Source organism: uncultured Thermanaerothrix sp. (genome assembly GCF_938028735.1).
Taxonomy (GTDB): domain Bacteria; phylum Chloroflexota; class Anaerolineae; order Anaerolineales; family Anaerolineaceae; genus Thermanaerothrix.
Genome location: NZ_CALIMF010000030.1, coordinates 26,162 through 48,682 on the forward strand (window position 1 = coordinate 26,162; position 22,521 = coordinate 48,682).

The window sequence follows — 22,521 nt, forward strand, 5'->3', positions numbered from 1 at the left end:
TCATTGCCTTTGCCCTGCCGCCTGTCTTACCCACAGGCGGCAGGTTCTAGCGGCTACGGAGGTTATCATGCTTAACCGCCTCTCCCTCAAATGGTTTGAAGCCATCTTCGGTGTTTCGTGGCCCAGCCTACGCCTGGGTGCACGCCTCAAGGCCATCCCCTGGTGGCTGATCGCTATCGCATTTATCGCCATTTATACCGCCATTACCATTTACAGTCGCCCCACCTACCGCCAAGCCTTCGACTTTATCAAGGTTGGGTTGAGCATCACCCTGACCACCACCTTGTTTGCTTTTGCCATTGCCCTTGTTTTGGGGTTGATCACAGGCCTGGGGCGCCTTTCCAACAATGTAATCATCAAAAACGCCGCCACGCTCTATATCGAAATCGTGCGCGGCATCCCTATGCTGGTGCTGATCTTCTACATTGCCTTGGTTGGCATGCCGGGTGTGGTCAGCGGGTTGAACCAGTTAGGGCGGTGGTTGACGGGACTGGGGGTAACCGGCCTGGGCAACCCCCTCAGCCAATTAGAAAACAACGCCGTCTCAATGGGCGTGCGCGCCATTGTTGCCCTTTCTATCACCTATGGCGCCTTCCTGGCCGAGGTCTTTCGCGCCGGCATTCAGTCTATCCCGAAGGGACAGATGGAAGCGGCACGTTCCTTGGGCATGACCTATGGCCAAGCAATGCGCTTCGTCATCCTGCCCCAGGCCGTGCGCAACATCCTGCCGGCGTTGGGCAATGATTTCATCTCCATGCTCAAAGATTCCTCGCTCGTTTCGGTACTGGCCGTGCGTGACATCACCCAGGTCACCCGCCTCTATGCTGCCCGCTCTTTCCAATATCAGGAAGCCTATACCACCCTGGCAGTTATGTATTTGACCATGACCATGGTGCTCTCGTTCATCGTCAAGGGTATAGAAAAGCGCCTGCACCGCGTTTGAGAATTTTTGCACAATTAGGATGATTTTAGTTGACTTTTGCGTGGGGTCTCTCTATAATGAAATTAGATCTTTGGGACAGCGTCCCTTTCTTCGGGACACCCCAAGGCGAGGAGCGTGACCATGCTGCCCGAAAAAGTCCAACTATTGGAGCGTATTGCCTGCATCTTGGATTGCTTTAACGCCGAATCGCGCCAGATGGGTGTGCGGCAGGTGGCGCGCAAGATCAATCTATCGGTCAGCACCACTGGACGGCTGATGCAAGCCATGCGCGAGATGGGGTTGTTGGTGCAGGATCCCACTACCTCGCTTTATGGTATCGGGCCGCGTGTGCTTTCCTGGGCAGATGCCTATTTGGCTAGCCTGGATGTACGCACGCTGGCTCTCCCCCATCTCCAAGCCCTGCACCGCGAGACGATGGAAACGATTAGCCTCTACATCCTAGATGGGGATGCGCGCATCTGCGTCGAGCGTCTGGAAAGTCCCCATAGCCTGCGCCTGGTAGCACCCTTGGGGCAACGTCTCCCGCTCTACGCCGGCTCAGCTGGCAAGGTGTTGCTGGCCTTCCTGCCCCGTGACGAGCAAGAGGCTTTGCTAGAGCAGATAGATCTGCACCCCCTCACCCCCCACACCATCACTGATCGCCGCACCCTTTTGCGCGAATTAGAAACGATCCGCGCCCAGGGTTATGCTGTCAGCCATGGGGAATGGATTGCCGAGGCCAACGGCGTTTCCGTGCCCATCTTTGACCGTACACAGGCCATTCATGCCGCCATCACCATCTCTGGCCCGGCGCAACGCCTGACCGATGAGAAAATTGGCGCCTTCCTGCCCCAACTGCTGGCCGCTGCCCGTGAAATTTCATTAGAAATGGGCTGGCGCCCACTTCCAGCCCTGACCATCCTGACCCGGGGAGGATTGGCACGTGCGCCCGAACGCTAGTCCCGCCCCTCTCACCGTGTTTTTACTCGCTCTTCACCTTTCCAACCGGAGGAATGCCACATGAGCCATCGTATGAAAGAACGCCTGGCTTACCATCTCAATGAACAGCGCCAGCGCATCGAGTATCTCAAAAAGCATTATGGCCAATTTAAGGTCAGTGAGGTGACCCTGGATCAGATTTTCAACGGGATCCGCGGGGTCACTTTGCTGATTACGGACACCTCGTATGTAGATCCACACCAGGGCATCCGCATCCGCGATTTCACCATCCCCGAGTTACTGCGCATCTTACCTAAGGCCCCCGGTTCGGCTTTTCCCCTTGCCGGCGGACTGTATTACCTGCTCATGACCGGCGAGGTGCCCGATGAAGCCGAAGCCTGGGAGGTTGAAGCCACCTGGAGAGAACGCATGGCGGTGCCGGAACACGTCTTCCGCGTTATTGATGCGATGCCACGGGATGCCCATCCCATGACCCTGCTCTCGCAGGCTATTCTGGCCCTGCAAACCGAATCCATCTTTGCAAAACGCTACGAAGAGGGCATCTCTAAGCCGGCTTTCTGGGGTTATTACCTGGAAGACAGCCTTAACCTCACTGCCAAACTACCCGTCCTAGCGGCTTACATTTACAACCGCAAGTACCAGCGGGGTGAGCATATCCCGCCCCATCCTGACCTAGACTGGAGCGCCAACTTCGCCTACATGATTGGGCGGAGTGATGACCCGATCTTCGTTGAACTGATGCGCCTCTACTTTGTGCTCCACTCCGACCACGAGGGCGGCAATGTCACCGCCTACTCGGCCAATGTAGTTTCCTCCTCACTGGCCGATATTTACTTCACCGCCTCCGCTGGCATTAATGGCCTAGCCGGCCCCTTGCACGGCTTGGCCAACCAAGAGTGCACGCGCTGGCTATTGCGGGTACTGCATCACTTCGGCGGTTTACCCAGTGAGGAGCAACTGGAAGCCTACGTGCGCGATCAACTGGAGAAGGGTATGACCATTCCTGGCTACGGGCACGCCGTCCTGCGCACGGTGGATCCGCGCTTTACTGCCCTGGCCGACCTAGCCGAGACCTACTTCCCCCAGGATACCCTTTACCGCTTGGTCAAGCGCGTTTATGCCGTTGTGCCGCGCGTTCTCTCGTCATTAGGTAAGGTCAAGAACCCATGGCCGAACGTAGATGCCATCAGCGGCGCCCTGCTCTATCACTTTGGCGTGCGCCAACTGGATTTCTACACCGTGCTCTTCGGCATCAGCCGCATGCTAGGCGTCACGGCACAAACAGTGTGGGCTCGCGGGCTTTACAAACCGCTGGAACGCCCCAAGTCCATCACCAGCCAGATGCTGGAGGCCATGATCGCCCAGACGGGTGAAACCGCGCCGGCGCCGCTGGCCTCGGCCCCGGTGGCCTGAAGGCGGCTAGGCACCGCCTGGCGTGTAGAGCGAGGGATCCGTCGGCGTCTGACCGGAGGGATCCCAAACGTAGACCCAATCGCCCTCACGCGCCCATTCAAAGAGCCAGTGGGCATCACCGAGGGACATGTTGACGCAGCCGTGGGTCTGCGGGAAGCCAAACCAGGCCCGCCAATAGGCACCATGTAGGGCACGCGCCTCATCAAAATACATCGTCCACGGCACATCTTCTAGATAGTAGTAATCCGAGCGGTCGGCGGCAAAAGCGCCGCTCATCGTCTCGGTCATTTTCTTCTGGTAGATCTTAAACAGGCCAGGGCGAGTGTAAAACGGCTCACCCCCACTGGCAATCAGGGTAGCAAAAACCAATTGTCCCTGATCATAAACCGCCAGTGTCTGATCATACAGGTTGACCTCGATCCAGCGGCTGCCTTCCACGCCTGGCGGCGGGGTGGGGTTAACGCGCACCTGGCGAATGAAAGTGCGCTCAATCCACTGATCAGGGCCGATCATGTACCAGTCCACATTGCCCACACGTTGCACGGTGTAAATCGGCACCGCTTGGTAGCGCTTGAGCACTAGGCCAGTCTTGGGGGCATCGTATCCCGGCGCCGAGCGCACCTCTGCCGGCCCGGCCAGATCTACGATCCAACCAAAATCATGGTTGGGGGTGGCATGAAAGACCAGCCCCTGGAAGGTTGAGTAGGCAATGGGTGAAGCACGCAGCCACTCGCCGGAGCGCAAACGCACGTAGGGTTTGCCGTTCACCCGCTGCGCGTCCACATAGGAGACATAGCGCAGCGGTCCAGGATCAATGAAACGCACGGGGTTTTGCCCAGCGATGGCGTCGTCCAACGAGGCATATAGCGGCGCGGGTTCCTCCGCCGGCAGGTTGATGCGGGCAATGTGCACCGGGCTTTCATTGAGAGTCGGGTCGGGAGATGCTGCCGGTAGGGGCCGCGGCGGCAGGGTCAATCCCAGGCGCGCCCAGGCCGTCAGGCGCTGTGAAGGCCCCAGCGGCAGGCAGTCGCCCGGATCGCTGAGATAGACCCCTGGCAGGCACAGCGGCAGACCACTGTACGACTCGCGCCAGGAGGCCTCTTCGGCCTGAGCGGGGGTTACCACCCGTCCCGCCAGCATCAAAAGCATCCCCACAATCCCTAAAAACCGCACCGCTTGTCGCATAATCGTCCTATTCTCCATGTACGGGTGGGCTCATTATAAACACAGCCTGGAGCAGGGGTCAAGTTGCCAATTGCATGACCCTACAAGCGGTGTCAAAGCCCCTTTCTTATCCCGCCGCTTCTCTTAAGGTGCCTTGCCCGCGCCCAAAGGAGGTAGAATTAGAGATGCACCTATTCCTTTTATGAGGGTTTCGAAAAATGAACGCTTCCCTGCCCCTCCGCACCCTGATCGAAAACTACCTAGATGAACGTAACAGCGCGCTAATCTACCAAACCTTGGCCGAGCACGAGAGTGATGAACGCCTGCGCGAGATCTATCGCCGGATGGCTGAAACCGAACTACGCCACGCCGAGACCTGGGCGGAGCGTATCCGCGCTGCCGGTGGTCAGGTGCCTTTGTTTCATCCTCCTCTGCGCACGCGCATTCTGCTCTGGCTAGCCCAGCGCTTTGGCCCGTCTCTCATCTTGCCCTCTCTGCAGGCTATGGAGCGCGGCGGCGCCAGCGGTTATATCCAGCAAGGTGCCCCAGCGGCCATGAGTCGCCAGGAACAGGGACACGCTCTCGTCCTAGGGCAACTGACTCGCCTCGCCCGTGGAGGTCTCTCGGGCAGCGCTCTGGCACAACTGGAAGGCCGCCACCGCGCCACCGGTGGTAATGCTCTGCGTGCCGCTGTCCTCGGCGCCAACGATGGTTTGGTCTCCAACCTCAGTCTGGTGATGGGTGTGGCCGGGGCAGCCTTGGATAACCGCACTGTGCTCATCACCGGTCTGGCCGGGTTACTGGCTGGCGCCATCTCCATGGCGCTGGGCGAGTGGCTCTCAGTGCAGAGCGCTCGAGAACTTTATGGCCACCAGATCAAAATTGAGGGCGAGGAGATCAAACAAGCCCCGGAAGAAGAAATGGAAGAGTTGGCACTGATTTATGAGGCACGCGGCTTAGACCGCGCGCAGGCACAGGCGCTGGCTGCGCAAATCTTAGCCGATCCGCAGAACGCCCTGGATACCCTGGCGCGCGAGGAACTCGGCGTTGATCCCGAGGAATTGGGCGGCTCGGCTTGGGAAGCAGCGCTGACGTCGTTCGTCTTGTTCGCACTGGGCGCCATCTTCCCGGTGCTACCCTTTGCCTTTTTCAGCGGATTCAGCGCCGTCATTGCCAGCATCCTCTTCAGCATTTTGGCGCTTTTCGGTCTGGGAGCGGTCATCACCCTCTTCACTGGACGCAGCGTGCTCTATTCTGGCTTGCGCATGGTCATCTTCGGCTTGCTGGCGGCTGCAGTGACCTTTGGTATTGGGCGGCTGATCGGCGTAGGGATTGCCGGCTAACGGCGCGGCTTGAGCACCAGGCGAATCGGCGTCCCAGTAAAAGGATATTCGCGCCGAATGCAGTTTTCCAAATAGCGCAAGTAAGTAAAATGCGCCAACCTAGGATCGTTAACGTAGATTAGAAAGGTGGGCGGGTCGCTACGTACCTGGGTGCCGTAGTAGATGCGCAGGCTTTTGCCCGTGCGCGAGGTGGGAGTGTGGGCATCCTGGGCTGCCTGCAAAATACGGTTGAGATGCGCGGTGGGCAGACGTGCCAGGCGCTCTTCCTGCACCTTGAGCGCCAGCGGCAGCACCTGATCCACCCGTTGGCCGGTTTTGGCCGAAATGAACAGAATGGGCACATAATCCATGAAATTCAATTCCTGACGGATGCGCCGGGTGTATTCTTGCATGGTCTGGGAGTCTTTGGGCACCGCATCCCACTTGTTGACCAGGACAACCACGCTTTTGTTGGCTTCCAGAATATACCCGGCGATGTGTGCATCCTGGGCGGTGATACCGGTGGTGGCATCTAGCATCAACAACGCCACATCGCAGCGTTCGATGGCGCGCAACGTGCGCAGGACGCTGTACTTCTCCACCCCCGGTTCAATGCGCCCGCGGCGACGGATACCAGCCGTGTCAATTAACACAATCCGCATCCCCTGATACTCTATTGGGGTATCAATGGCATCGCGAGTAGTCCCGGCAATTGGGCTGACGATGGCGCGCTCTTCGCCTACCAGGCGGTTAAGCAGGCTGGATTTACCCACGTTGGGCCGCCCCACAATGGCAATTTTGACCGCCTCCTCTTCTTCGGTTTCCACTGCCGGCGGGAAATGTGCCACCACTTCATCCAATAAATCCCCGATCCCCAGCCCATGCAGTGCTGAAACAGCATACGGTTCACCTAACCCCAACTCATAAAACTGCGCTGCCTGCTGGCGCAGGTTCTCGTTATCAGCCTTGTTGACCACCAAAAGCACTGGTGGATGGGGTTTTCCCTCAAGGATGCGTTGCTTGCGCCGCAGCAAATTGGCCACCTCCATATCGGCAGGGGTTACGCCACTGCTGGCATCCACCAGAAAGAGCACCACATCTGCCTCTTCGATCGCCATCTCGGCTTGTGCCCGAATCTGCTCAATATACTCCGCCGAACCAAGCGAAAGGGGGCGCTCACCGCCCACCCGCGGGTCAATACCGCCGGTATCTACCACCAGGAAGGGGTGCCCTGTCCACTCGGCCTCGGCAATCAGACGGTCTCGCGTGGTGCCGGGGACGCCATCCACAATCGCTAGGGGCTCACCCACCAGGCGGTTGAACAGCGTGCTCTTGCCCACATTCGGGCGACCCACCAGGGCTACCAAGGGTTTCGGCATGACATCTCCTCCATCTCAGGGTCGGCGAGTGGGGGTCAAGGCCGAAGCACGCCCGATCACCACCTCGACCGTCTCCGGCTGAATAGATTCTACCCGCAGATCGCTTAGCAAGACCTCAACGGTCGGCATAACCTGGTGCGTTCCAGGCGGCAGACCCTGCACGTTGACTACTACCCGTACATCGCCCGGCTGTAATCGGTCCAGCAACGCAACCGGCCCGCTAAGGATCACCGTCAATGCCTCTGGAGATACAGTAGCCGTGTAGCCCGGCGCCAGCCCGCTAACCTCCACGCGCAGGTTAGGCAAGGTGACGCTACTCTCGATGGCCGCCACCCCAACCCGCACCAGTACCTGGATCTGATCTCCTACCACTGAGATTCCCGGCGGCAGGTTGAGCGGCACCAGGACATCCAGGTCATCTTTAGCGTTCGTGATATCCACGGGGACGGTTTCGATATAACCGGGCAAATCCGTCACACGCTGGGGATCCTCCGAGAACACGGTAATCACCGGCGGAAAAACGGCAATATTGGTCAGGCGATAGCCACTGGCCACCTGCCCTTGCAGCACCACCTTGACCACCACATTGCGGTAGCCAAAACGCTGACGGATGGTCACATTCACCGTCACCCGATCCGGCACCAGCGCCAGCCCACTGACCGGGTTGCCATTCGCATCTAACGCCTGGAGGGGGAGGGTACGGCTCAGGCTCTCGCTAGCCCCGTTGATATCCAACACGGCTTGCACCTCGGCCACCTTATTGACACGAGATTCCGGGCCACTTATCACCACCGTTTCCCGATTTAGCACCGGGGGCTCGGCGCTAAAACCGCCCGCAGGCGTACCATTGACCACCAGTCGGATCGGCATCTCGCGCGATTCAAGGCGTTCTAGCGTTAGGGTCACCGTTTTGGGGGAATAAGCGACAACCCGCACTGGGCGCAGGGCAATTTGAATCTGCACTGGTACCGTATGCGTTCCGGGCGGTAGCCCGGTCAAATCCACCACCGCGCGCACGACCTGCGGCTCGCTGGTCAGGGCATTCCACAACGAGCGTGGCGCACGCAGAGTCAGAGTCACACTGTTCAAATCTTCTGGGCTTAGGATCAGGTTGGGATCTTTGCCTACTGCGGTAATTGGAATCGGACGAGGGTAAACGGCTTCCTCATTGGGATCGTTCGCCGTTACCGCCGAGACCCACACCGCCAGCGCCAACAGAAAAGCCGTCATAAACGCCGGCACCATGCGCCAGATACGTCGTAGCCAGTTGCCAACCATGGCTCAGTCCTCCTTGCGTGGCCGGGTGGGGGCGGGTCGCCGCGCAGCCCGAATCATATCCAGCAAGTTCCGCGAAGGCTGCACCGGCTGGTAGAACGCCAACAGGATGTTCTCCAGGCGCTCGGCATCTAGGCGGCGGATGATGCGCCCACCATGCGCCACCGAAATCGCCCCCGTCTCTTCAGATACCACCACCGCCACCGCGTCCGTGGCCTCTGAGGTGCCCAACGCGGCGCGATGGCGCAGACCCATCTGGCGCTCTGGCGAATGATTAAGGATACCGCTAGAGGAAAGCGGCATCACGCAGGCGGCCGCCACAATACGTTGATCGGCGATGATCACCGCCCCATCGTGGAGCGGGGTGTTGGGGTAGAAAATTTGGAGAAGCAGTTCTGCAGTCACCTCTGCATTGAGGGGCACCCCCGTACGGGCATACTCCTCCAGACTATCACCTCGCTGAAAGATAATTAGGGCGCCGTGCTGGCGCGCCGAAAGACGCGCACACGCGCTTACCACTGCCCGGATGGTACGTTGCACCCCCTCAGTCGAACTCGGGGCACGCCAGAGCCAGCCCTGCGCCGAGCCCGCCCGCCCTAGGCGCTCCAATCCGCGCCGTATCTCCGGCGCAAAAATGACTGGGATCGCCAGCACCAGCATTGGCAGGGCAGTGCGAATGAGCCATGAGAAGGCCGGTAGGTCTATCAGGCTGGTCACCAGGCTGAGCGAGACAATCAGCAAGAGCACACCCCGCATCAACACCAGGGCCTGGGTATCCCGCAGTAGCATGAGGATACCAAAAAACACCAGGGTCACCAGAAATAGGTCAAGGGCGCTCAGCCAGTTGAAGCGCTGGAAGATGAAGAGCAGTTCACCCAAGATATCTGGCATGGCAACCCTTTTCCTCACCCATTATCCACCGCCCTAAATCGGACGCAGGATGCGCTCCTGGCGCAGTTTCTTGAACAACAACACTGTTCCCGGCGGCATGGATTCGCGGGCTGCTTCCTGCCAAGCCAGGGCTTCCAACCGCTCGGGCAGGGTAGGCGTATAACCCAGTTCATGCCAAATGAGATCCTGCCGCGCCAATTCTGGCGCCACAAAAATCAATGAAGCCTCGCATTGCAAATCTTTCGAAGCGCGTTCCATCTCTTGAATTAACCGCACAAGCGCCGACTTCAAGGGCAGACCCGGTTCAAGCAGGATATCCGTGGTGCGCGCCACCAGATTCTCAACCTGCCAGCCCATCACCCCTTGTAGGGTTTTGCCGGCCCGTAGTAGCAAGAACGCTTTTTCGCCAAACGCTGCCATGATGTCATCTGCCGTGAGGGGTGGGTTTGCCGGGCGCAGGCGATTGATCAGCGCGGCAATCTGAGCCGCATCCCGCGGGCGCCCACGCACCACTTCCAATGTCATCTGGTCCGCGCTCACCGCTTCCGTAGCCAGGGGGCCTGCTTCAGCAACCGGCACTAGGCGCCGCCAAGCTACCACCACCTGCTTCCAGGTTTCCTCAAATGAGCCAGCATTGCGGATGATCACATCCGCGAGGGCCATCTTCTGCTCCTGGGGAGGCTGCGCGGCTATGCGTTGACGGGCTTCAGCCTCGCTTAGACCACGATTGCGCATCAGGCGTGCCAATTGTACTTCCACCGGTGCATAGACCACCCATAAACTATCACAGGCATAGTGCAGGTTGGCCTCTACCAGTTTAATCGCCTCGATGACCACAACCGGCTGGCTGACCCGGCGAACCAGAAAATCAATAGCCTGGGACACTAAGGGATGGACAATGCGTTCCAAGCTGGCCAATGCAACCGGATCGCTAAAAACGATTTTGCCTAGGCGGCGCCGATCGATCTCCCCATCTGGGCCGAGAATATAACGCCCGAAGAGCTCCACCACCGGCTGGTACCCTGGAGCACCGCGCGCGATGGCGCGGTGTGCGAGGGCATCGGCGTCAATACCGTAGGCGCCCAAATGCTCCAGCATGCGCCGTACGACGCTTTTACCGGTGGCAATATTACCGGTCAATCCGATGACATATTTTCCAGACCACTGACTCACGGCTTTTCTCACAACCTCCCTGGGCAGCGCACCCATGCCCTTACAGGGATGGCAACCCCACCCCGGCCCCCCTCTCCAAGCGTTTTCATGCCTGATTTTAGCCTTCCCCGCTCAGAATGTCAAAGTGAAAAATTGCCCATTGTTAAGTGAAAGAAAGTCCAAAAACAGGTACAATAACTTTATGATGGAGACAACCCCAAAGGCCAACTCCGTAAAGCGTAGGCCCTCCGCACTGCCGGCGCGTCTTTTGCGCCGTCTCAACGCATTGATTGTTCTATTGTGGCGGTTAGGGCTAGGCCCGTGGTTCAATTTCTGGCCCGCCCTGAGCGGACGTATTCTGATCCTCGTCCACAGCGGACGTAAGAGCGGAAAGCGCCATTTAACCCCGCTTAATTATGCCCTGCTGAACGGGGAGATTTACTGTGTTACGGGCTTTGGTCCCACCAGTGACTGGTACCGCAATCTGCTTGCCAATCCACAGGTCGAGCTGTGGTTGCCCGATGGCTGGTGGGTAGGCCTAGCTGAGGAGATTGTCGAACCTGTCCTGCGTGAGGAAGCCCTCAAAGCCGTACGGACGTCCGGCGGCCTCATCGCGCGACTCTTCGGGGCCCCCTCTCCTCGGGAAGATGAAACGCCCCTTTCATCCCACACCGCCCCCTATCGGGTCATCCGCCTGCGTCGGGTGGCCCCGCGCACCGGAACTCACGGCCCAGGTGACCTGGCGTGGGTGTGGCCGCTGATCACGCTGTGGGTGTGGCTTAGAGCACGCCGCGGCCGTCGCCGCGTGTGATCTCGGCTGAGACGGCCTGCGAGAGGCCCTGAACGGCGCGAATCTCCGCCAACAAGTGAGGATAGAGCCGCGGGTTGGCCGCCAGCAGGCTGCACGGTGGACGCAAGGGATCCGGCTCACCGGTGAGACGCGTCACCACCACCCCTGCCTCTTCGGCAATGACCATCCCAGCGGCAATATCCCAGGGTGCCACGCCCATTTCCCAGTAACCGTCTAGTCGCCCGGCTGCTACATAGCACAGGTCCAGTGCCGCTGAGCCTAAACGGCGTACTCCCTGGCTACGACGGGCAAAATGGGCATACAGATCCAGATTGTCCGGCTCGCGCCCACTCATATCATAAGGGAAGCCCGTTACCAGCAGGCTGTGTATCAAATCTGCCGTCTCCGCTGGACGCAGAGGCCGACCGTTCAGATAGGCGCCCTGGCCACGCACCGCGTAGAAACATTCATCCCGGCTTGGGTCCAGAACCACCCCCAGCTGGGGCACCCCGGCCTCCACATAAGCCACAGAGACGGCAAAAATGGGCAGGCCGTGGGCATAATTGACTGTGCCATCCAGGGGGTCAATGTACCAGTAGGCCGCTTCCCCTTCGCCTAGGACACCGCTCTCCTCCGTAATGATCATGTGCTCAGGAAAAGCGGCGCGGATACGCTGAATTAGGAGCGCCTCAGAGGCGCGATCCATCTCGGTGACGGGATCGGTCAATCCCTTATAACGAACCTCATGGGCGCGGCCCAACCCCTCCAGCAGAAGGTTACCGGCCTCGCGTGCCCAGGCAATCACCTCTTCCACGTTCGGAAGCCTCGACATGTTTTACCTCATAAAATAGTATAAGTTGGGGTGAACTGGTAGCGGATCAGCGCTCCTGTTCACCCAAAATGCGGTACAGTTGATTGAGTTCGCTCTGGATTTGATCGCGGTCTTCCAAGGTACGTGTCCGCAGCAACTCAAATGCTGGGCGCTGTTCCTCAGGCAAAGTCTGGAGCAGGCGCTCGATGCGCGCAATTTGCATCTGCTTGTGACGCAATTTGTACTCTAGGCGCTCGCGGTAACCGCGGTAGAATTCCAGGTCATCCAGCGGTGGCGGTGCGATGGCCAGATCTTGGGTCAGCACCTCTGCCACGGTGAGCAAAAAGTCCTCTGTATCGATGGGTTTTTCAATGAAGCGCACTGCCCCCAGACTCATGGCAAAGGCCTTGTCCTCCGGGGTGATATAAGTAGCGGAGATAAAAATGACCGGGATGCGCGTGGTGCGGGGATCTTTACGCAGGGTATGCACCAAGGCAAACCCATCCATCTTTGGCATGAGGATGTCGGTCACAATAAGCGCCGGATGCTCGTGAGCAATAAACTCCAACGCTGCCTGCCCGTTCTCCACCGCCACTACTGGGTAACCCTTGAAGTGCAGAGTTACCTCGAGTAACTCACGCACATTGGGATTGTCTTCGACAATCAGAATGGGACCATAGGGGATATTCATGCCATCTATTCTAGCCTGCTTTGAGCACAGGAGCAAGCATCCTGCCGCAAATGCACCTTACAATTCTGCAATGTGAGTCCTGAGGGAGTCTTAGCCATAGGGCTCCTCAACATATTGATTACTTTTTACATCATCTTTATCTTGTCTTGCATAGAGCCTTATCCTTATGCGATAATAGCAACAATAAAAACGCTATGGACATCCATCATTGCTGAGCGACTCCTCTGCCCCCAATACTTCCACCGAAAACCCTGCTGAGATCACCCGGCGTTGGGAACGCCGACGGCGCTACTTTTACCTGGTAGTCAGCCTTGCAGGCATTCCATCCATCCTGGCCGTTTGGTGGCAGCACCACGCCGATAACCCTTTCATCGCCATCGTTTATCCCCTGCTGATCTTGGCCGGCCTGGCCTGGAGTGCTGCCTTACTCTGGCCGCGCATTCCCCTGGCATGGATCGAACGCACGGTACTCTTCATCATCAGCCTGCTTTTCTTGAGCAAATTGGTGTACCTGCTGTTCTTCACCCAAGACCTTAACGGGGTTTGGGCCGAGGTCGAAGCCGTTTATTGGGTCTTCGTTTTCATCTTGGTGATCGGCTATATCGCCCTACCGCGTCGACTGGCGCTGGAGTTAAGCCTGTTGCTCCTAGTGGCCACCTCAGCGCTTGGCTTGTGGCGCTTCTGGGATGGCCCTAGCCTGCCTGGGATCGAGTTCCTGCGACTGGAAGTGCGCATTGCCGGGCTTTCCTTTCTGCTTTTCGTCCTCGCCCGCACCAAAGACGAGTTCAATCAGACCTTGCTAGCGGCCAATCAGATGCATCGGATAGCACACACTGATAGTCTGACCCAGTTGCCGAACCGCCGCGGCCTGAACCACTTGCTAGAAGAGCATCTTACCCGCCGCAAACCTTTCACCGTGATCCTGATTGACATTGATCACTTCAAACTCATCAACGACACCTTCGGGCACGAAAGCGGCGATGCCATTTTGTGCCAGGTGGGCGAATGCCTGCAACACCAAATCCGCGCTGGTGATGTGCTCGGACGTTGGGGCGGCGAGGAATTTCTAATCCTGACGACTGAGGAAGAGGCACACAGCGCCCTCCACCTGGCACACCGCCTGCGCGAGGCAGTAGAAGCCTTTGAATTCAGTCAGGGCATTCCAGTAACGGCTTCGTTCGGGGTCACCCTGAGTTGCGAGCAGGATACTCCCATCAATCTGATCAAGCGCGCCGACCTGGCGTTGTATCGCGCCAAACACAACGGGCGCAATCGGGTAGAGTGGGAAGCGCCCTAGCCTTTCACGTAGGAAAGTTTCTCGCAGATGTGATCTTGCTTGATGCGATAAATATCCACACCGCGAACGTGCCCCGGTATGCCGCTTGCATCCACCCACGTATAACGCCAGCGCATGACGCAGCGAAAGCCCATTCCAAAAATCTCTTCAATCTCAATGTGGGCCTGGGGAGATTGACGGAAGAACTCCTCCCAAAAGCGAGTAACGGCTTCTTTACCCCGATAAACGGCGCCGTCTGGGGCCGGACTGGTATTTTCAAACACCACATCCTCACTCATCAAGGCCATCATGGCCTTGATATCCTGTCGGTTGAAAGCTTCGTTGAACGCCAGCACTAGGCGTGTGGCTGCTTCTACTTGTGCCATTCTCATGGAAGACCCTCCCGTAGATTAACCGTGGGGCAATCCGCTCAAGATGGATCCAGATCCTATGGTGTGTAGAGCGATCTCCTGGGCTCATTATAGCCCGAAGCATGGATAAAGAAACCCAGGGCCTAAATCTGGGGCATTTTTTGCCCTAATTCCAGCACGTCGCTTCCTTTCACGATGCTTCTCGCACCTGTGCTAGCACATTTTCTGCCTCTGCGGCGCAGGTTTCCCAATCCGTGGGAGGGACCAAGAGCAACACGCCCTCACTTTCAAGATAATCTAACCCTTTCAGATGATATACCAGAAACTGAACACGACCCTCAGCATCAATGAAGTGTCGGCGCAGGACTGTTTGCGCACCTAATGTTATTTCCGTTTCAGTGATCTGCCAGTTCTCAGGCACACCTCGCCCGATGTTCTGGGCCAAGATACACGCTGGCGACCCTCGCCACACTAATTGGTTTTGTGTGTCATCAAATGTCCAGCGCTCTGCATCGTAAACCACAACCACAGAAGGCGTTATTTTCCATACTGCAGTTGTCGCAGTAGGTGTTGCAGTAGGCGCTTGTGGGGTATCGGTCACTAGAGAGGCATGGACCGCCGTCGAGATCAGAGTGGGTTCGGTAGCTGGCGTTGAAGGAGCACAAGCATTAATCAGCACCGCCAATAGACCCGCCAAAGCAAGCCCAAAGTAAATTCGAGACATTGCCTACCTCCTGAATGGTTAACTTGGACTGAAATTATCTGTTCTATAGACGCTCAAGCGGATGTTTGAGTTTCATCTGTAAAGCAACCGCAATGTTAAAAACCTTGTCAATCTGGCTCAAACGTCTTACAATTTAGGCCTGTGTTAGGGTGTTTCTTGACTGGCCTTTTTAAGGAGGTGAGCGTATGCCGGTCTATACCTATCGGTGCGACAATTGTGGAGTTCAATTTGAACGCAACCAACGCTTTTCCGACGCGCCTTTGACCTGGTGTCCGGAGTGCGGGAAGAAATCCCTGCACAAGGTCTATGCGCCGGTGGGCATCATTTTCAAGGGTTCAGGGTTTTACGCTACCGATCATCGCTCGCCCTCCGGAGCAGGCCGTTCCTCGTCCCATCACAGCGAGAGCAAGACGTCCGAGAGCACGGCAGAAAGCAGCCCAACCGGCAGCGCCAGCAACACCAACGACTAATTCCGAGACTTACATTCTATCCGCTTCCTCTAGACCCGGATGCGCCCGGGTCTTTTCATTTCCTACCGTTTCGCCTGCCCGTGAGTCATAATTTTGGGGTAGAATCAAGGCCAGTTGGAGGTCACCATGGGATCCAAACCACGCCCGAAACTTTCGCGCAAAGAGGCTGAACAGCGGCGCCTGCGATTCCAGCAATATGTCTTTGCTGCGTTAGCGGTGATGATCATCCTGGCCATGATTATTACCGCCGTTGTACAGTTCTAAGCGAATTGCCGGGCCACCCACCCCACCTCGCAGAATTGGAACAAGCCACGGCATGAACATCCTCAAACGCTGGCAATTTTGGCTTGGGCTGGTTATCAGCCTAGTCTTTCTAACCCTAGCGCTGCGCAACCTCCACCTACCCCTGGTGTGGCAAACGGTTAAACGAGCCGCTTACATCTGGATCTTGCCCGGCGTGGCAGTGTACTTTCTCGGCGTGTGGGTGCGCGCCTGGCGCTGGCATTATCTCTTGCGCCCGCTCAAGCCTATCCCCACCCGCGTCATGTTCCCCATTGTGGCTATCGGCTACATGGGCAACAACATTTACCCCGCCCGCGCGGGCGAAGTCCTGCGCGCCGCCGTGCTCAAGCAGCGCGAGGGTGTGCCTATCTCTGCCTCCCTGGCTACCATCATCGTCGAACGCATCTATGACGGGGTGGTCATGTTGGCCTTTGTGTTCCTCAATCTGGCCGAACTGGCGCGTCTGACACACGGCTCAGGGGTGATCGGTGCGTTGAGCATTCGAGACGTGGCGCTGTGGGGAACGGCCATTTTCGTGGGGGCCCTCCTGGCTTTTCTACTGGCGGCCATGTTTCCTAAGCCGGCCGAGCGGTTGCTCACCTGGTGGGTCAACCACCTACTCCCGCTGCGCTTGCGCACGCGCGTGCTCGATCTGGCACTGCGCTTCCTCAGCGGATTGGAGGCCCTGCGTTCCCCGCTGGAAGCCCTGATGATTTTTGTCACCACCGTGATTATCTGGCTGCTCGAGACAGGCAAATATTGGTTTGTCATGCACGCCTTTTCATTTGAAGTTTCTTTCTTTGCCCTGATGCTGATGAACGGCATTGTCAATCTGGCAACGACTCTGCCCTCGGCGCCAGGATACGTGGGCACATTCGATGCACCGGGCATTGCCCTGCTTGTGGCTTACGGCATACCGGGTGAGGTGGCCGCTGGCTATACTTTGGTGCTACACGCTGCCCTGTGGTTGCCGATTACTGCATTGGGGTTTTACTATTACCTGCGGCAACCATTGCGCTGGGGCAAGGAAGTGGAACAAATGCGCGGTGAACGTCAGGCTACCATCTGAAGATCATCTCATCTAGGCGAGGAACTCCGGTTATGAAGATTGCAATCATCGGCGCAGGCTTTGGCGGACTGGCGGCAGCCTATGACCTGCGCAAGGCTGGTTATGAAGTAACCATCTTTGAGGCCGCCGACTATGTGGGAGGACTTTCGGCGGGTTTCAAAGCGCCACATTGGTCCTGGTCGGTCGAGCGTTTTTACCACCACTGGTTCCAGAGCGATCGCGACATGCTGGGCCTCATCCGCGAATTAGGGTGGCAGGACAAGGTCATCTTCCCCCGCCCTAAAACGGTGGTTTATTACAACGAACGTTTCTATCCCCTAGATTCCCCTTTGGCTGCTTTGCTCTTCCCCGGCTTCACCCTTCTGGATAAGGCCCGTTTTGGCCTGGTGACGGCTTACCTGCGCTACTTGGCTCCCTGGCAACCCCTGGAGCAATACACAGCCGATGCCTGGCTGCGTAAATACTACGGTGCACGGCTCTACAGCATCCTCTATGAACCGTTGCTGGTAGGCAAGTTCGGCCCCCACTACACCGAGGTCAACATGGCCTGGTTTTGGGCGCGCCTCAAAGCCCGGACGACCCGGCTGGGCACCTTTGAAGGGGGCTTCCAGGCTTTCGCGGATGCTTTTGCCGCCCACTTGCAAGAGCGAGGGGTGATCTTGCATCTGAACACGCCGGTTGAGCAGATTCGGCCTCATCCCGCAGGTGGCCTGACCCTGGAACTGCCTGGCGGCAGGCACGAGGACGTTGCCGCCTGTCTGGTGACGGTGGGGCCTTCCATTCTGGCCCGCCTTGCTCCGGATTTGCCCGGGAACTATCTGGACGGCCTACTGCGCCTGAAAAGCATGGGCGCGGTTGCGTTAGTGCTGGCACTGCGTCATCGCCTCTCGGAAGAGGGGTACTACTGGTTCAACCTCCCCAAGCGCGCCGGTTTTCCCTTTCTGGCACTGGTGGAACATACCAATTTTGTCTCCCCTGAGCACTTTGGTGGCGATCACATTGTCTATTGCGGTGATTACCTGGACCCAGATCATGAGTACTTCCGTTTGAGCCAAGAGGAATTGCTGGCTCGTTTTCTGCCTAGCCTCACCCGCTTCAACCCTCGCTTCTCGCCCGATTGGGTGCGCGAGACCTGGCTCTTCCGCACCCCTTACGCGCAGCCCATTCCTCTACTCAACCACAGCCGCAACATTCCTGCTATTCGCACGCCTCTGCGTGGCCTGTATTTTGCCAGCATGAGCCAGGTATACCCCTGGGATCGGGGCACCAATTTTGCTGTGCAGATTGCCCGGCAGGCCGCCCGTCTCATGTTGAGCGATCTGGCCGCCTGAGAACTGAGCCGCAAAACAACAAAAGCGGGCTTTTCCTGAACCCAGGTAGCCCGCTTTTGATTCTGGGGGGTTGTGGGATTGCTTAGACAACCTCAACCACAGCGCCAGCGGCCTCAAGTTTAGCCTTGGCGTCCTGCGCCACCTCTTTGCTCACGCCAGTGAGCACTTTGGCGCCTGCGGTCTCTGCCATCTGCTTGGCCTCGACCAGACCCAGGTTGGTCAGTTGGCGGATAACCTTGATGGTCTCGATCTTCTTGGGGCCGGCATCCTTGATCACCACGTCGAACTCGGTCTTCTCCTCAACCGGTTCAGCCGCTGCAGCCGCGCCCGCGGCAGGCATGGCCGCCACCGCCGCAACCGGCGCCGCTGCCGAAACGCCCCACTTCTCCTCGAGTTTCTTGACCAGTTCGGCTGCTTCCAAAACAGTTAGTTGGCTCAGTTCTTCGACCAGTTTTTCCAGATCAGCCATGGTTATACATCTCCTTCAGTTTCTAGTTGTTTTAAGATGTGTCACCCTAAAACATCATCAGGTTAGTTGTTAACTCTCCTACAACTTGCCAGGTCTGTGGGTGGCTGAACAACCACCGCCCGCCTGGGATTGACAATACACTACGCGGCTGTGGGTTGGGCTTCTTTCTCAGAGTAGGCCTTAACCACAGCAGCCAAGGCGCGCGCCGGTTCGGCCAGCGTGCGGACCAAACGTGTGGCTGGGGCGGCAAGAACGCCCAGGAGTTGCGCCCGCATGACCGGCAACGGCGGTAGTTCGGCCAGGGCTTTGACCTGCTCGGCGGTGATGCGACGCGAGCCCAAATATCCGCCCTTAAGCGCGTAAACTTCCGAGTTGCGCGCGGCCTCGTTCAGCACCTTGGCCAAGCCTGGGGCATCTTGGAAAGCAAAGCCTACCAGGGATGAACCCTCAAACAGCCCATCGGTCGGGTAGCCCACTTCCTGGAGCGCCAGTTTGACCAGGGTGTTCTTGACCACATGCAACTCGCCACCCGCCTCGCGTACCTTTGCCCGCAAGGCATCAATCTCTTTCATGTTCATTTTGGTGAACGAAAGCACGATCATTGCCTGGCTGGCCTTAATCCATTCGACGTAGCGCGCCACCATTTGGGTCTTTTCTTTCTTTGTAAAGGCCAATGAATATCACCTCCTTTCCACAAAAATAAAGGTCTTTGCCTGCAGGGGCCGGGCAAAGACCTGGAAACTACCTCAAAGGTAGCCACGCTTACACATGTTTCCGGTCTTCACCTCGGCGGGATATTAAGCCCCCAGGGGGCACCTGCTTTCTACGGTGAAGCACAACCTCAATTGTTAATCACAGGGTGCGTCAGTACGCGCTCCTATGTCTCAACCTCACTCCTTGACGACCATAGACTGAGCCTGAAGCGGATCCACCCGGATACCAGGGCCCATGGTGGTAGTCACGGTGACGCGCTTAATGTAGGTCCCTTTGGCCGCCGCAGGCTTGGCTTTCTTGATGGCATCCATCAACGCGGCCATGTTAGCGTAGAGTTTATCCACATCGAACGAGACTTTGCCGATCGGCACGTGAATGTTGGCGGTCTTATCCATGCGGAACTCCACGCGCCCGGCCTTTGCTTCGCGAATGACGCGCGGCAGGTCATCCGCAGGTACAACTGTTCCCGCCTTGGGGTTCGGCATCAAACCGCGCGGGCCAAGCACGCGCCCCAAGCGCCCCACCTTACTCATCATATCCGGCGTTGCGATGGCCACGTCAAAATCCGTCCAGCCATTCTGAATTTTAGTGATCCACTCATCACTATCAGCAACGTAGTCGGCACCAGCCTGTTGCGCAATGGTGGCAGCCTCACCTTGGGCGAAGACCAACACGCGCACGGTCTTGCCCAACCCATGGGGGAGCACGACCACATCGCGCACCTGCTGATCCGCCTGACGCGGGTCTAGCCCCATGCGCAAATGCACTTCTACTGTGCCATCAAAATTGGTAATCGAGGTTTCTTTGGCCAGTTTCAGCGCCTCTTCGGGTGAATAGGCGCGACCAGCATCCACTTTTGCTTTTGCAGCCAGGTATTTCTTTCCGTGTTTTGCCATAGTCTCTCCTCGTGGTCCTGACGGGCAAAATGCCCTCCCACCTAAGATTAGTCAACAACGACAATGCCCATATTGCGGGCTGTGCCCTCGATCTGCCGCATGGCATCTTCCAGATCCACGGCGTTCATGTCTTTCATCTTGATCTCCGCAATCTCGCGGATCTGGGCACGGGTTACCTTGCCCACCTTTTGCCGATTCGGGGCCGGGGAGCCTTTCTCGATCCCGGCGGCTTTCTTCAGCAGCACCGAAGCCGGCGGCGATTTCAGCACAAAGGTAAACGAGCCATCACTGTAGATGCTGATCTCTGCTGGGATCACTTCTCCGGCGCGGTTCTGCGTGCGGGCGTTGTATTCTTTGCAGAATGCCATAATATTGATCCCATGCCCGGCCAGGGCAGGACCGACTGGCGGGGCCGGGTTGGCCTTTCCCGCCACCAATTGTAACCGTACGACTGCTTTAAGTTTCTTGGCCACTTTACTTAACTCCTTTCGTGGTTTTAGCGGGTGTTTGGGGGATCACCCTCCCACTAAAAACGGGCTAGTGCCCGTTGTTTATGCCTTCTCCACCTGCAAAAAGTCTAATTCAACCGGCGTTTCGCGCCCGAAGAAGTTCACCATCACACGCACTTTGTTGCGTTCTTGGTCAATCTCCGCCACCGTGCCACGGAAATCGTTGAACGGCCCATCAATGATACGCACCCGTTCACCCACCTTGAAGGTAACCTTGACCCGCGGCGCTTCGGCTTCCATGCGCTTGAGAATTTGCGCCACTTCCTCTGGGCGCAAGGGCGTGGGCTGGTTGCCCATACCCACGAACCCGGTTACCCCTGGCGTATTGCGCACTACAAACCAGGACTCATCGTCCAAGATCATATTGACCAGGACATAGCCCGGAAAGACGTGGCGCTCCACCACCCGCCGCTTGCCATCTTTCACCTCAATCTCTTCCTGCGTGGGGACGATGACCTCAAAAATCTTGTCTTTCATCCCCATGGTTTCAATGCGCTGTTCAAGGTTGTGGCGCACCTTATTTTCGTAGCCCGAATAGCAATGAATCACGTACCAGGCGCGTTCCTTATTGGTCTGCTCCAGAGGTTCATACCCCTCCATCGCAAATGCGCGGCTGCCTTCGCTCTTCGCAGAGACCTCGGAAGCCACCTCAGGCACGGACTCCTGGGCCTTACGTCGCGAAGATTTTCGCTTCTTCTCGGTCATCTCGCCTTCTGGCACCATCATCACCTATACGCTCGCTCAAACCCAATGATTCAACTCAAGATCAAACGAATCAGCCAGGAGAACAGGAAGTCCAACAACCCCAAAACGAGACTCATCCCGAACATGACCACCAGGACAATCTTGGTCAGACGCCAGGCTTCCTCTGGAGTTGGCCAGGTCACCTTGCGCAATTCGCCCATAGTTTCACGCCACCAGCGCACCAGCGCCTTCGGTTGCTTGCTTTTCTCGGGCGACTTGGCTTTCTCGGCCGCTTTGGGCTTCTCGGCGACCCGCGCTTTCTCAACCGCCTTCGGTTTCTCAGCCACTGCAGGCTGGACGGCGGCCTTGGGTTGGGTATTGGGCTTGGACTTCACCTTTTTCTCAGCCACGACATACTCCTTGTTTTCAGGGCAGACGCCGTCACCTTACCGACGGCGTCCCCTTCATCGAGGCAGGCCAGGCAGGACTCGAACCCACAACCTCCTGTTTTGGAGACAGGCGCTCTGCCAAATTGAGCTACTGGCCTGCATTGCGTTGTATTATTATAACTCAAAAATTGAGTTATAACGCGCCTGAATCCGCTATTTCGTCTCGCGGTGCAAAGTGTGCTTGCGACACCGCGGACAGTACTTCTTGATTTCCAAGCGCCCGGGATCGTTACGGCGATTCTTCTCGGTGGTGTAATTGCGTTCTTTGCAATCTGTGCACGCCAGCGTGATCACCAGGCGGATATCTTTCTTCTTAGAAGCCATACTTTTCTCACCTCACTCAGCCCTCGCGGGCAGATCCTAACCCCTAGTCCAAAATCTTGGTGATGACGCCGGCGCCCACGGTCAAGCCACCTTCGCGGATCGCAAACTTCGACCCCTGCTCCAGCGCCACCGGCACGATCAACTCCACTTCCATGTTCACGTTGTCGCCCGGCATCACCATCT

Annotated in this window: 26 protein-coding genes, 1 tRNA gene, 1 pseudogene and 1 other annotated feature; of the genes and pseudogenes, 10 read left to right on the plus strand and 18 right to left on the minus strand. The window is 57.6% G+C overall.

Going from position 1 to position 22,521, the window contains the following annotated elements; genetic code table 11:
• Positions 1-67: 67 nt before the first annotated feature.
• From Q0721_RS11585 to Q0721_RS11595, 3 genes are all read left to right on the plus strand, one after another.
• The gene (locus Q0721_RS11585; RefSeq protein WP_299030089.1) at positions 68-943 is read left to right on the plus strand and encodes an amino acid ABC transporter permease; all 876 of its coding nucleotides are present in this window, start codon (positions 68-70) and stop codon (positions 941-943) included.
• Positions 944-1,063: 120 nt separating this feature from the next.
• A complete protein-coding gene (locus tag Q0721_RS11590; RefSeq protein ID WP_299030092.1) occupies positions 1,064-1,882 on the plus strand; it encodes an IclR family transcriptional regulator in 819 nt (272 codons plus the stop codon).
• A gap of 60 nt (positions 1,883-1,942) precedes the next feature.
• Positions 1,943-3,295: a citrate (Si)-synthase gene (locus tag Q0721_RS11595; protein WP_299030096.1), complete on the plus strand. Its 1,353-nt coding sequence runs from the start codon at positions 1,943-1,945 to the stop codon at positions 3,293-3,295.
• Between the two features lie 6 nt (positions 3,296-3,301).
• Here Q0721_RS11595 and Q0721_RS11600 read toward each other — a convergent pair whose 3' ends face one another.
• Entirely contained in the window at positions 3,302-4,480 is a 1,179-nt protein-coding gene (locus tag Q0721_RS11600) for a L,D-transpeptidase (protein ID WP_299030099.1), read from the minus strand.
• A 197-nt stretch (positions 4,481-4,677) separates the two neighbouring features.
• Here Q0721_RS11600 and Q0721_RS11605 point away from each other — a divergent pair, with 197 nt between their 5' ends.
• Complete coding sequence (locus Q0721_RS11605; protein ID WP_299030102.1) at positions 4,678-5,802, plus strand: VIT1/CCC1 transporter family protein; 1,125 nt, start codon at positions 4,678-4,680, stop codon at positions 5,800-5,802.
• Here Q0721_RS11605 and der read toward each other — a convergent pair.
• The 4 genes from der to coaE are packed head-to-tail and all read right to left on the minus strand — an operon-like array spanning position 5,799 to position 10,499.
• Positions 5,799-7,160 carry a ribosome biogenesis GTPase Der gene (gene der / locus Q0721_RS11610; protein WP_299030105.1) on the minus strand — a complete coding sequence of 454 codons (1,362 nt, stop codon included), beginning with the start codon at positions 7,158-7,160 and terminating at the stop codon, positions 5,799-5,801. The genes Q0721_RS11605 and der overlap by 4 nt on opposite strands.
• Before the next feature lie 15 nt (positions 7,161-7,175).
• Positions 7,176-8,438 (minus strand): CdaR family protein, encoded by a 1,263-nt coding sequence (locus Q0721_RS11615; protein ID WP_299030108.1) that lies wholly within the window; start codon positions 8,436-8,438, stop codon positions 7,176-7,178.
• 3 nt (positions 8,439-8,441) lie between these two features.
• A complete protein-coding gene (gene cdaA, locus Q0721_RS11620; RefSeq protein WP_299030111.1) occupies positions 8,442-9,326 on the minus strand; it encodes a diadenylate cyclase CdaA in 885 nt (294 codons plus the stop codon).
• Positions 9,327-9,359: 33 nt separating this feature from the next.
• On the minus strand, positions 9,360-10,499 hold the full coding sequence (gene coaE, locus Q0721_RS11625) for a dephospho-CoA kinase (RefSeq protein WP_299030114.1): 1,140 nt from the start codon (positions 10,497-10,499) through the stop codon (positions 9,360-9,362).
• A gap of 181 nt (positions 10,500-10,680) precedes the next feature.
• On the opposite strand from coaE, the gene Q0721_RS11630 reads away from it, so the two are divergent.
• Positions 10,681-11,289 (plus strand): nitroreductase family deazaflavin-dependent oxidoreductase, encoded by a 609-nt coding sequence (locus Q0721_RS11630; RefSeq protein WP_299030117.1) that lies wholly within the window; start codon positions 10,681-10,683, stop codon positions 11,287-11,289.
• On the opposite strand, the gene Q0721_RS11635 is transcribed toward Q0721_RS11630, so the two are convergent.
• A complete protein-coding gene (locus Q0721_RS11635; protein ID WP_299030120.1) occupies positions 11,258-12,100 on the minus strand; it encodes an inositol monophosphatase family protein in 843 nt (280 codons plus the stop codon). The genes Q0721_RS11630 and Q0721_RS11635 overlap by 32 nt on opposite strands.
• 46 nt (positions 12,101-12,146) lie before the next feature.
• Entirely contained in the window at positions 12,147-12,770 is a 624-nt protein-coding gene (locus Q0721_RS11640; protein WP_299030123.1) for a response regulator, read from the minus strand.
• A gap of 208 nt (positions 12,771-12,978) precedes the next feature.
• Between Q0721_RS11640 and Q0721_RS11645 the strand changes: the two genes are divergently transcribed.
• Positions 12,979-14,067 carry a GGDEF domain-containing protein gene (locus Q0721_RS11645; RefSeq protein WP_299030126.1) on the plus strand — a complete coding sequence of 363 codons (1,089 nt, stop codon included), beginning with the start codon at positions 12,979-12,981 and terminating at the stop codon, positions 14,065-14,067.
• Here Q0721_RS11645 and Q0721_RS11650 read toward each other — a convergent pair.
• Together Q0721_RS11650 and Q0721_RS11655 are read right to left on the minus strand one after the other, a co-directional pair.
• Positions 14,064-14,438 carry a nuclear transport factor 2 family protein gene (locus Q0721_RS11650; RefSeq protein WP_299030129.1) on the minus strand — a complete coding sequence of 125 codons (375 nt, stop codon included), beginning with the start codon at positions 14,436-14,438 and terminating at the stop codon, positions 14,064-14,066. The two genes, Q0721_RS11645 and Q0721_RS11650, sit on opposite strands and share 4 nt — an antisense overlap.
• Before the next feature lie 169 nt (positions 14,439-14,607).
• Positions 14,608-15,141, minus strand: coding sequence for a hypothetical protein (locus Q0721_RS11655; protein WP_299030131.1), 534 nt, complete (start codon positions 15,139-15,141; stop codon positions 14,608-14,610).
• Between the two features lie 185 nt (positions 15,142-15,326).
• On the opposite strand from Q0721_RS11655, the gene Q0721_RS11660 reads away from it, so the two are divergent.
• From Q0721_RS11660 to Q0721_RS11675, 4 genes are all read left to right on the plus strand, one after another.
• A complete protein-coding gene (locus Q0721_RS11660; RefSeq protein ID WP_299030133.1) occupies positions 15,327-15,611 on the plus strand; it encodes an FmdB family zinc ribbon protein in 285 nt (94 codons plus the stop codon).
• Positions 15,612-15,737: 126 nt separating this feature from the next.
• Positions 15,738-15,875 (plus strand): hypothetical protein, encoded by a 138-nt coding sequence (locus Q0721_RS11665; RefSeq protein ID WP_299030135.1) that lies wholly within the window; start codon positions 15,738-15,740, stop codon positions 15,873-15,875.
• A 52-nt stretch (positions 15,876-15,927) separates the two neighbouring features.
• On the plus strand, positions 15,928-16,962 hold the full coding sequence (locus tag Q0721_RS11670) for a lysylphosphatidylglycerol synthase transmembrane domain-containing protein (RefSeq protein ID WP_299030138.1): 1,035 nt from the start codon (positions 15,928-15,930) through the stop codon (positions 16,960-16,962).
• Positions 16,963-16,994: 32 nt separating this feature from the next.
• Positions 16,995-18,293, plus strand: a complete 1,299-nt coding sequence (locus Q0721_RS11675) for an NAD(P)/FAD-dependent oxidoreductase (RefSeq protein WP_299030141.1) — start codon at positions 16,995-16,997, stop codon at positions 18,291-18,293.
• A gap of 82 nt (positions 18,294-18,375) precedes the next feature.
• Here the strand turns inward: Q0721_RS11675 and rplL are convergent, their stop codons facing one another.
• From rplL to tuf, 9 genes and pseudogenes are all read right to left on the minus strand, one after another.
• Entirely contained in the window at positions 18,376-18,762 is a 387-nt protein-coding gene (gene rplL / locus Q0721_RS11680) for a 50S ribosomal protein L7/L12 (protein WP_366519214.1), read from the minus strand.
• Between the two features lie 140 nt (positions 18,763-18,902).
• Positions 18,903-19,436, minus strand: coding sequence for a 50S ribosomal protein L10 (rplJ, locus tag Q0721_RS11685; RefSeq protein ID WP_299030143.1), 534 nt, complete (start codon positions 19,434-19,436; stop codon positions 18,903-18,905).
• A gap of 15 nt (positions 19,437-19,451) precedes the next feature.
• Positions 19,452-19,609: a sequence feature (ribosomal protein L10 leader region), on the minus strand.
• Positions 19,610-19,652: 43 nt separating this feature from the next.
• Positions 19,653-20,372, minus strand: a complete 720-nt coding sequence (gene rplA, locus Q0721_RS11690; protein ID WP_299030146.1) for a 50S ribosomal protein L1 — start codon at positions 20,370-20,372, stop codon at positions 19,653-19,655.
• A gap of 47 nt (positions 20,373-20,419) precedes the next feature.
• Positions 20,420-20,845 (minus strand): 50S ribosomal protein L11, encoded by a 426-nt coding sequence (gene rplK, locus Q0721_RS11695; RefSeq protein WP_299030149.1) that lies wholly within the window; start codon positions 20,843-20,845, stop codon positions 20,420-20,422.
• Positions 20,846-20,923: 78 nt separating this feature from the next.
• Entirely contained in the window at positions 20,924-21,481 is a 558-nt protein-coding gene (gene nusG / locus Q0721_RS11700) for a transcription termination/antitermination protein NusG (RefSeq protein ID WP_366519216.1), read from the minus strand.
• A 155-nt stretch (positions 21,482-21,636) separates the two neighbouring features.
• Complete coding sequence (secE, locus tag Q0721_RS11705) at positions 21,637-21,975, minus strand: preprotein translocase subunit SecE (RefSeq protein WP_299030154.1); 339 nt, start codon at positions 21,973-21,975, stop codon at positions 21,637-21,639.
• Between the two features lie 63 nt (positions 21,976-22,038).
• Positions 22,039-22,112, minus strand: a tRNA-Trp gene (locus Q0721_RS11710).
• Between the two features lie 55 nt (positions 22,113-22,167).
• Positions 22,168-22,338 (minus strand): 50S ribosomal protein L33, encoded by a 171-nt coding sequence (gene rpmG, locus Q0721_RS11715; RefSeq protein ID WP_054520124.1) that lies wholly within the window; start codon positions 22,336-22,338, stop codon positions 22,168-22,170.
• 43 nt (positions 22,339-22,381) lie between these two features.
• Positions 22,382-22,521, minus strand: a pseudogene (gene tuf / locus Q0721_RS11720) (elongation factor Tu); the annotation flags it as partial.

Bases quoted from the DNA above. Each gene is read 5' to 3' on its own strand.
- nusG (WP_366519216.1), bottom strand. From the start codon at position 21,481: ATGGAGGGGTATGAACCTCTGGAGCAGACCAATAAGGAACGCGCCTGG.
- Q0721_RS11640 (WP_299030123.1), bottom strand. From the start codon at position 12,770: ATGAATATCCCCTATGGTCCCATTCTGATTGTCGAAGACAATCCCAAT.
- Q0721_RS11600 (WP_299030099.1), bottom strand. From the start codon at position 4,480: ATGCGACAAGCGGTGCGGTTTTTAGGGATTGTGGGGATGCTTTTGATG.
- rpmG (WP_054520124.1), bottom strand. From the start codon at position 22,338: ATGGCTTCTAAGAAGAAAGATATCCGCCTGGTGATCACGCTGGCGTGC.
- cdaA (WP_299030111.1), bottom strand. From the start codon at position 9,326: ATGCCAGATATCTTGGGTGAACTGCTCTTCATCTTCCAGCGCTTCAAC.
- Q0721_RS11670 (WP_299030138.1), top strand. From the start codon at position 15,928: ATGAACATCCTCAAACGCTGGCAATTTTGGCTTGGGCTGGTTATCAGC.
- Q0721_RS11650 (WP_299030129.1), bottom strand. From the start codon at position 14,438: ATGAGAATGGCACAAGTAGAAGCAGCCACACGCCTAGTGCTGGCGTTC.
- Q0721_RS11655 (WP_299030131.1), bottom strand. From the start codon at position 15,141: ATGTCTCGAATTTACTTTGGGCTTGCTTTGGCGGGTCTATTGGCGGTG.
- Q0721_RS11660 (WP_299030133.1), top strand. From the start codon at position 15,327: ATGCCGGTCTATACCTATCGGTGCGACAATTGTGGAGTTCAATTTGAA.
- rplL (WP_366519214.1), bottom strand. From the start codon at position 18,762: ATGGCTGATCTGGAAAAACTGGTCGAAGAACTGAGCCAACTAACTGTT.
- Q0721_RS11665 (WP_299030135.1), top strand. From the start codon at position 15,738: ATGGGATCCAAACCACGCCCGAAACTTTCGCGCAAAGAGGCTGAACAG.
- Q0721_RS11675 (WP_299030141.1), top strand. From the start codon at position 16,995: ATGAAGATTGCAATCATCGGCGCAGGCTTTGGCGGACTGGCGGCAGCC.
- rplA (WP_299030146.1), bottom strand. From the start codon at position 20,372: ATGGCAAAACACGGAAAGAAATACCTGGCTGCAAAAGCAAAAGTGGAT.
- Q0721_RS11590 (WP_299030092.1), top strand. From the start codon at position 1,064: ATGCTGCCCGAAAAAGTCCAACTATTGGAGCGTATTGCCTGCATCTTG.
- der (WP_299030105.1), bottom strand. From the start codon at position 7,160: ATGCCGAAACCCTTGGTAGCCCTGGTGGGTCGCCCGAATGTGGGCAAG.
- Q0721_RS11635 (WP_299030120.1), bottom strand. From the start codon at position 12,100: ATGTCGAGGCTTCCGAACGTGGAAGAGGTGATTGCCTGGGCACGCGAG.
- Q0721_RS11595 (WP_299030096.1), top strand. From the start codon at position 1,943: ATGAGCCATCGTATGAAAGAACGCCTGGCTTACCATCTCAATGAACAG.
- Q0721_RS11630 (WP_299030117.1), top strand. From the start codon at position 10,681: ATGATGGAGACAACCCCAAAGGCCAACTCCGTAAAGCGTAGGCCCTCC.
- Q0721_RS11615 (WP_299030108.1), bottom strand. From the start codon at position 8,438: ATGGTTGGCAACTGGCTACGACGTATCTGGCGCATGGTGCCGGCGTTT.
- Q0721_RS11585 (WP_299030089.1), top strand. From the start codon at position 68: ATGCTTAACCGCCTCTCCCTCAAATGGTTTGAAGCCATCTTCGGTGTT.
- Q0721_RS11605 (WP_299030102.1), top strand. From the start codon at position 4,678: ATGAACGCTTCCCTGCCCCTCCGCACCCTGATCGAAAACTACCTAGAT.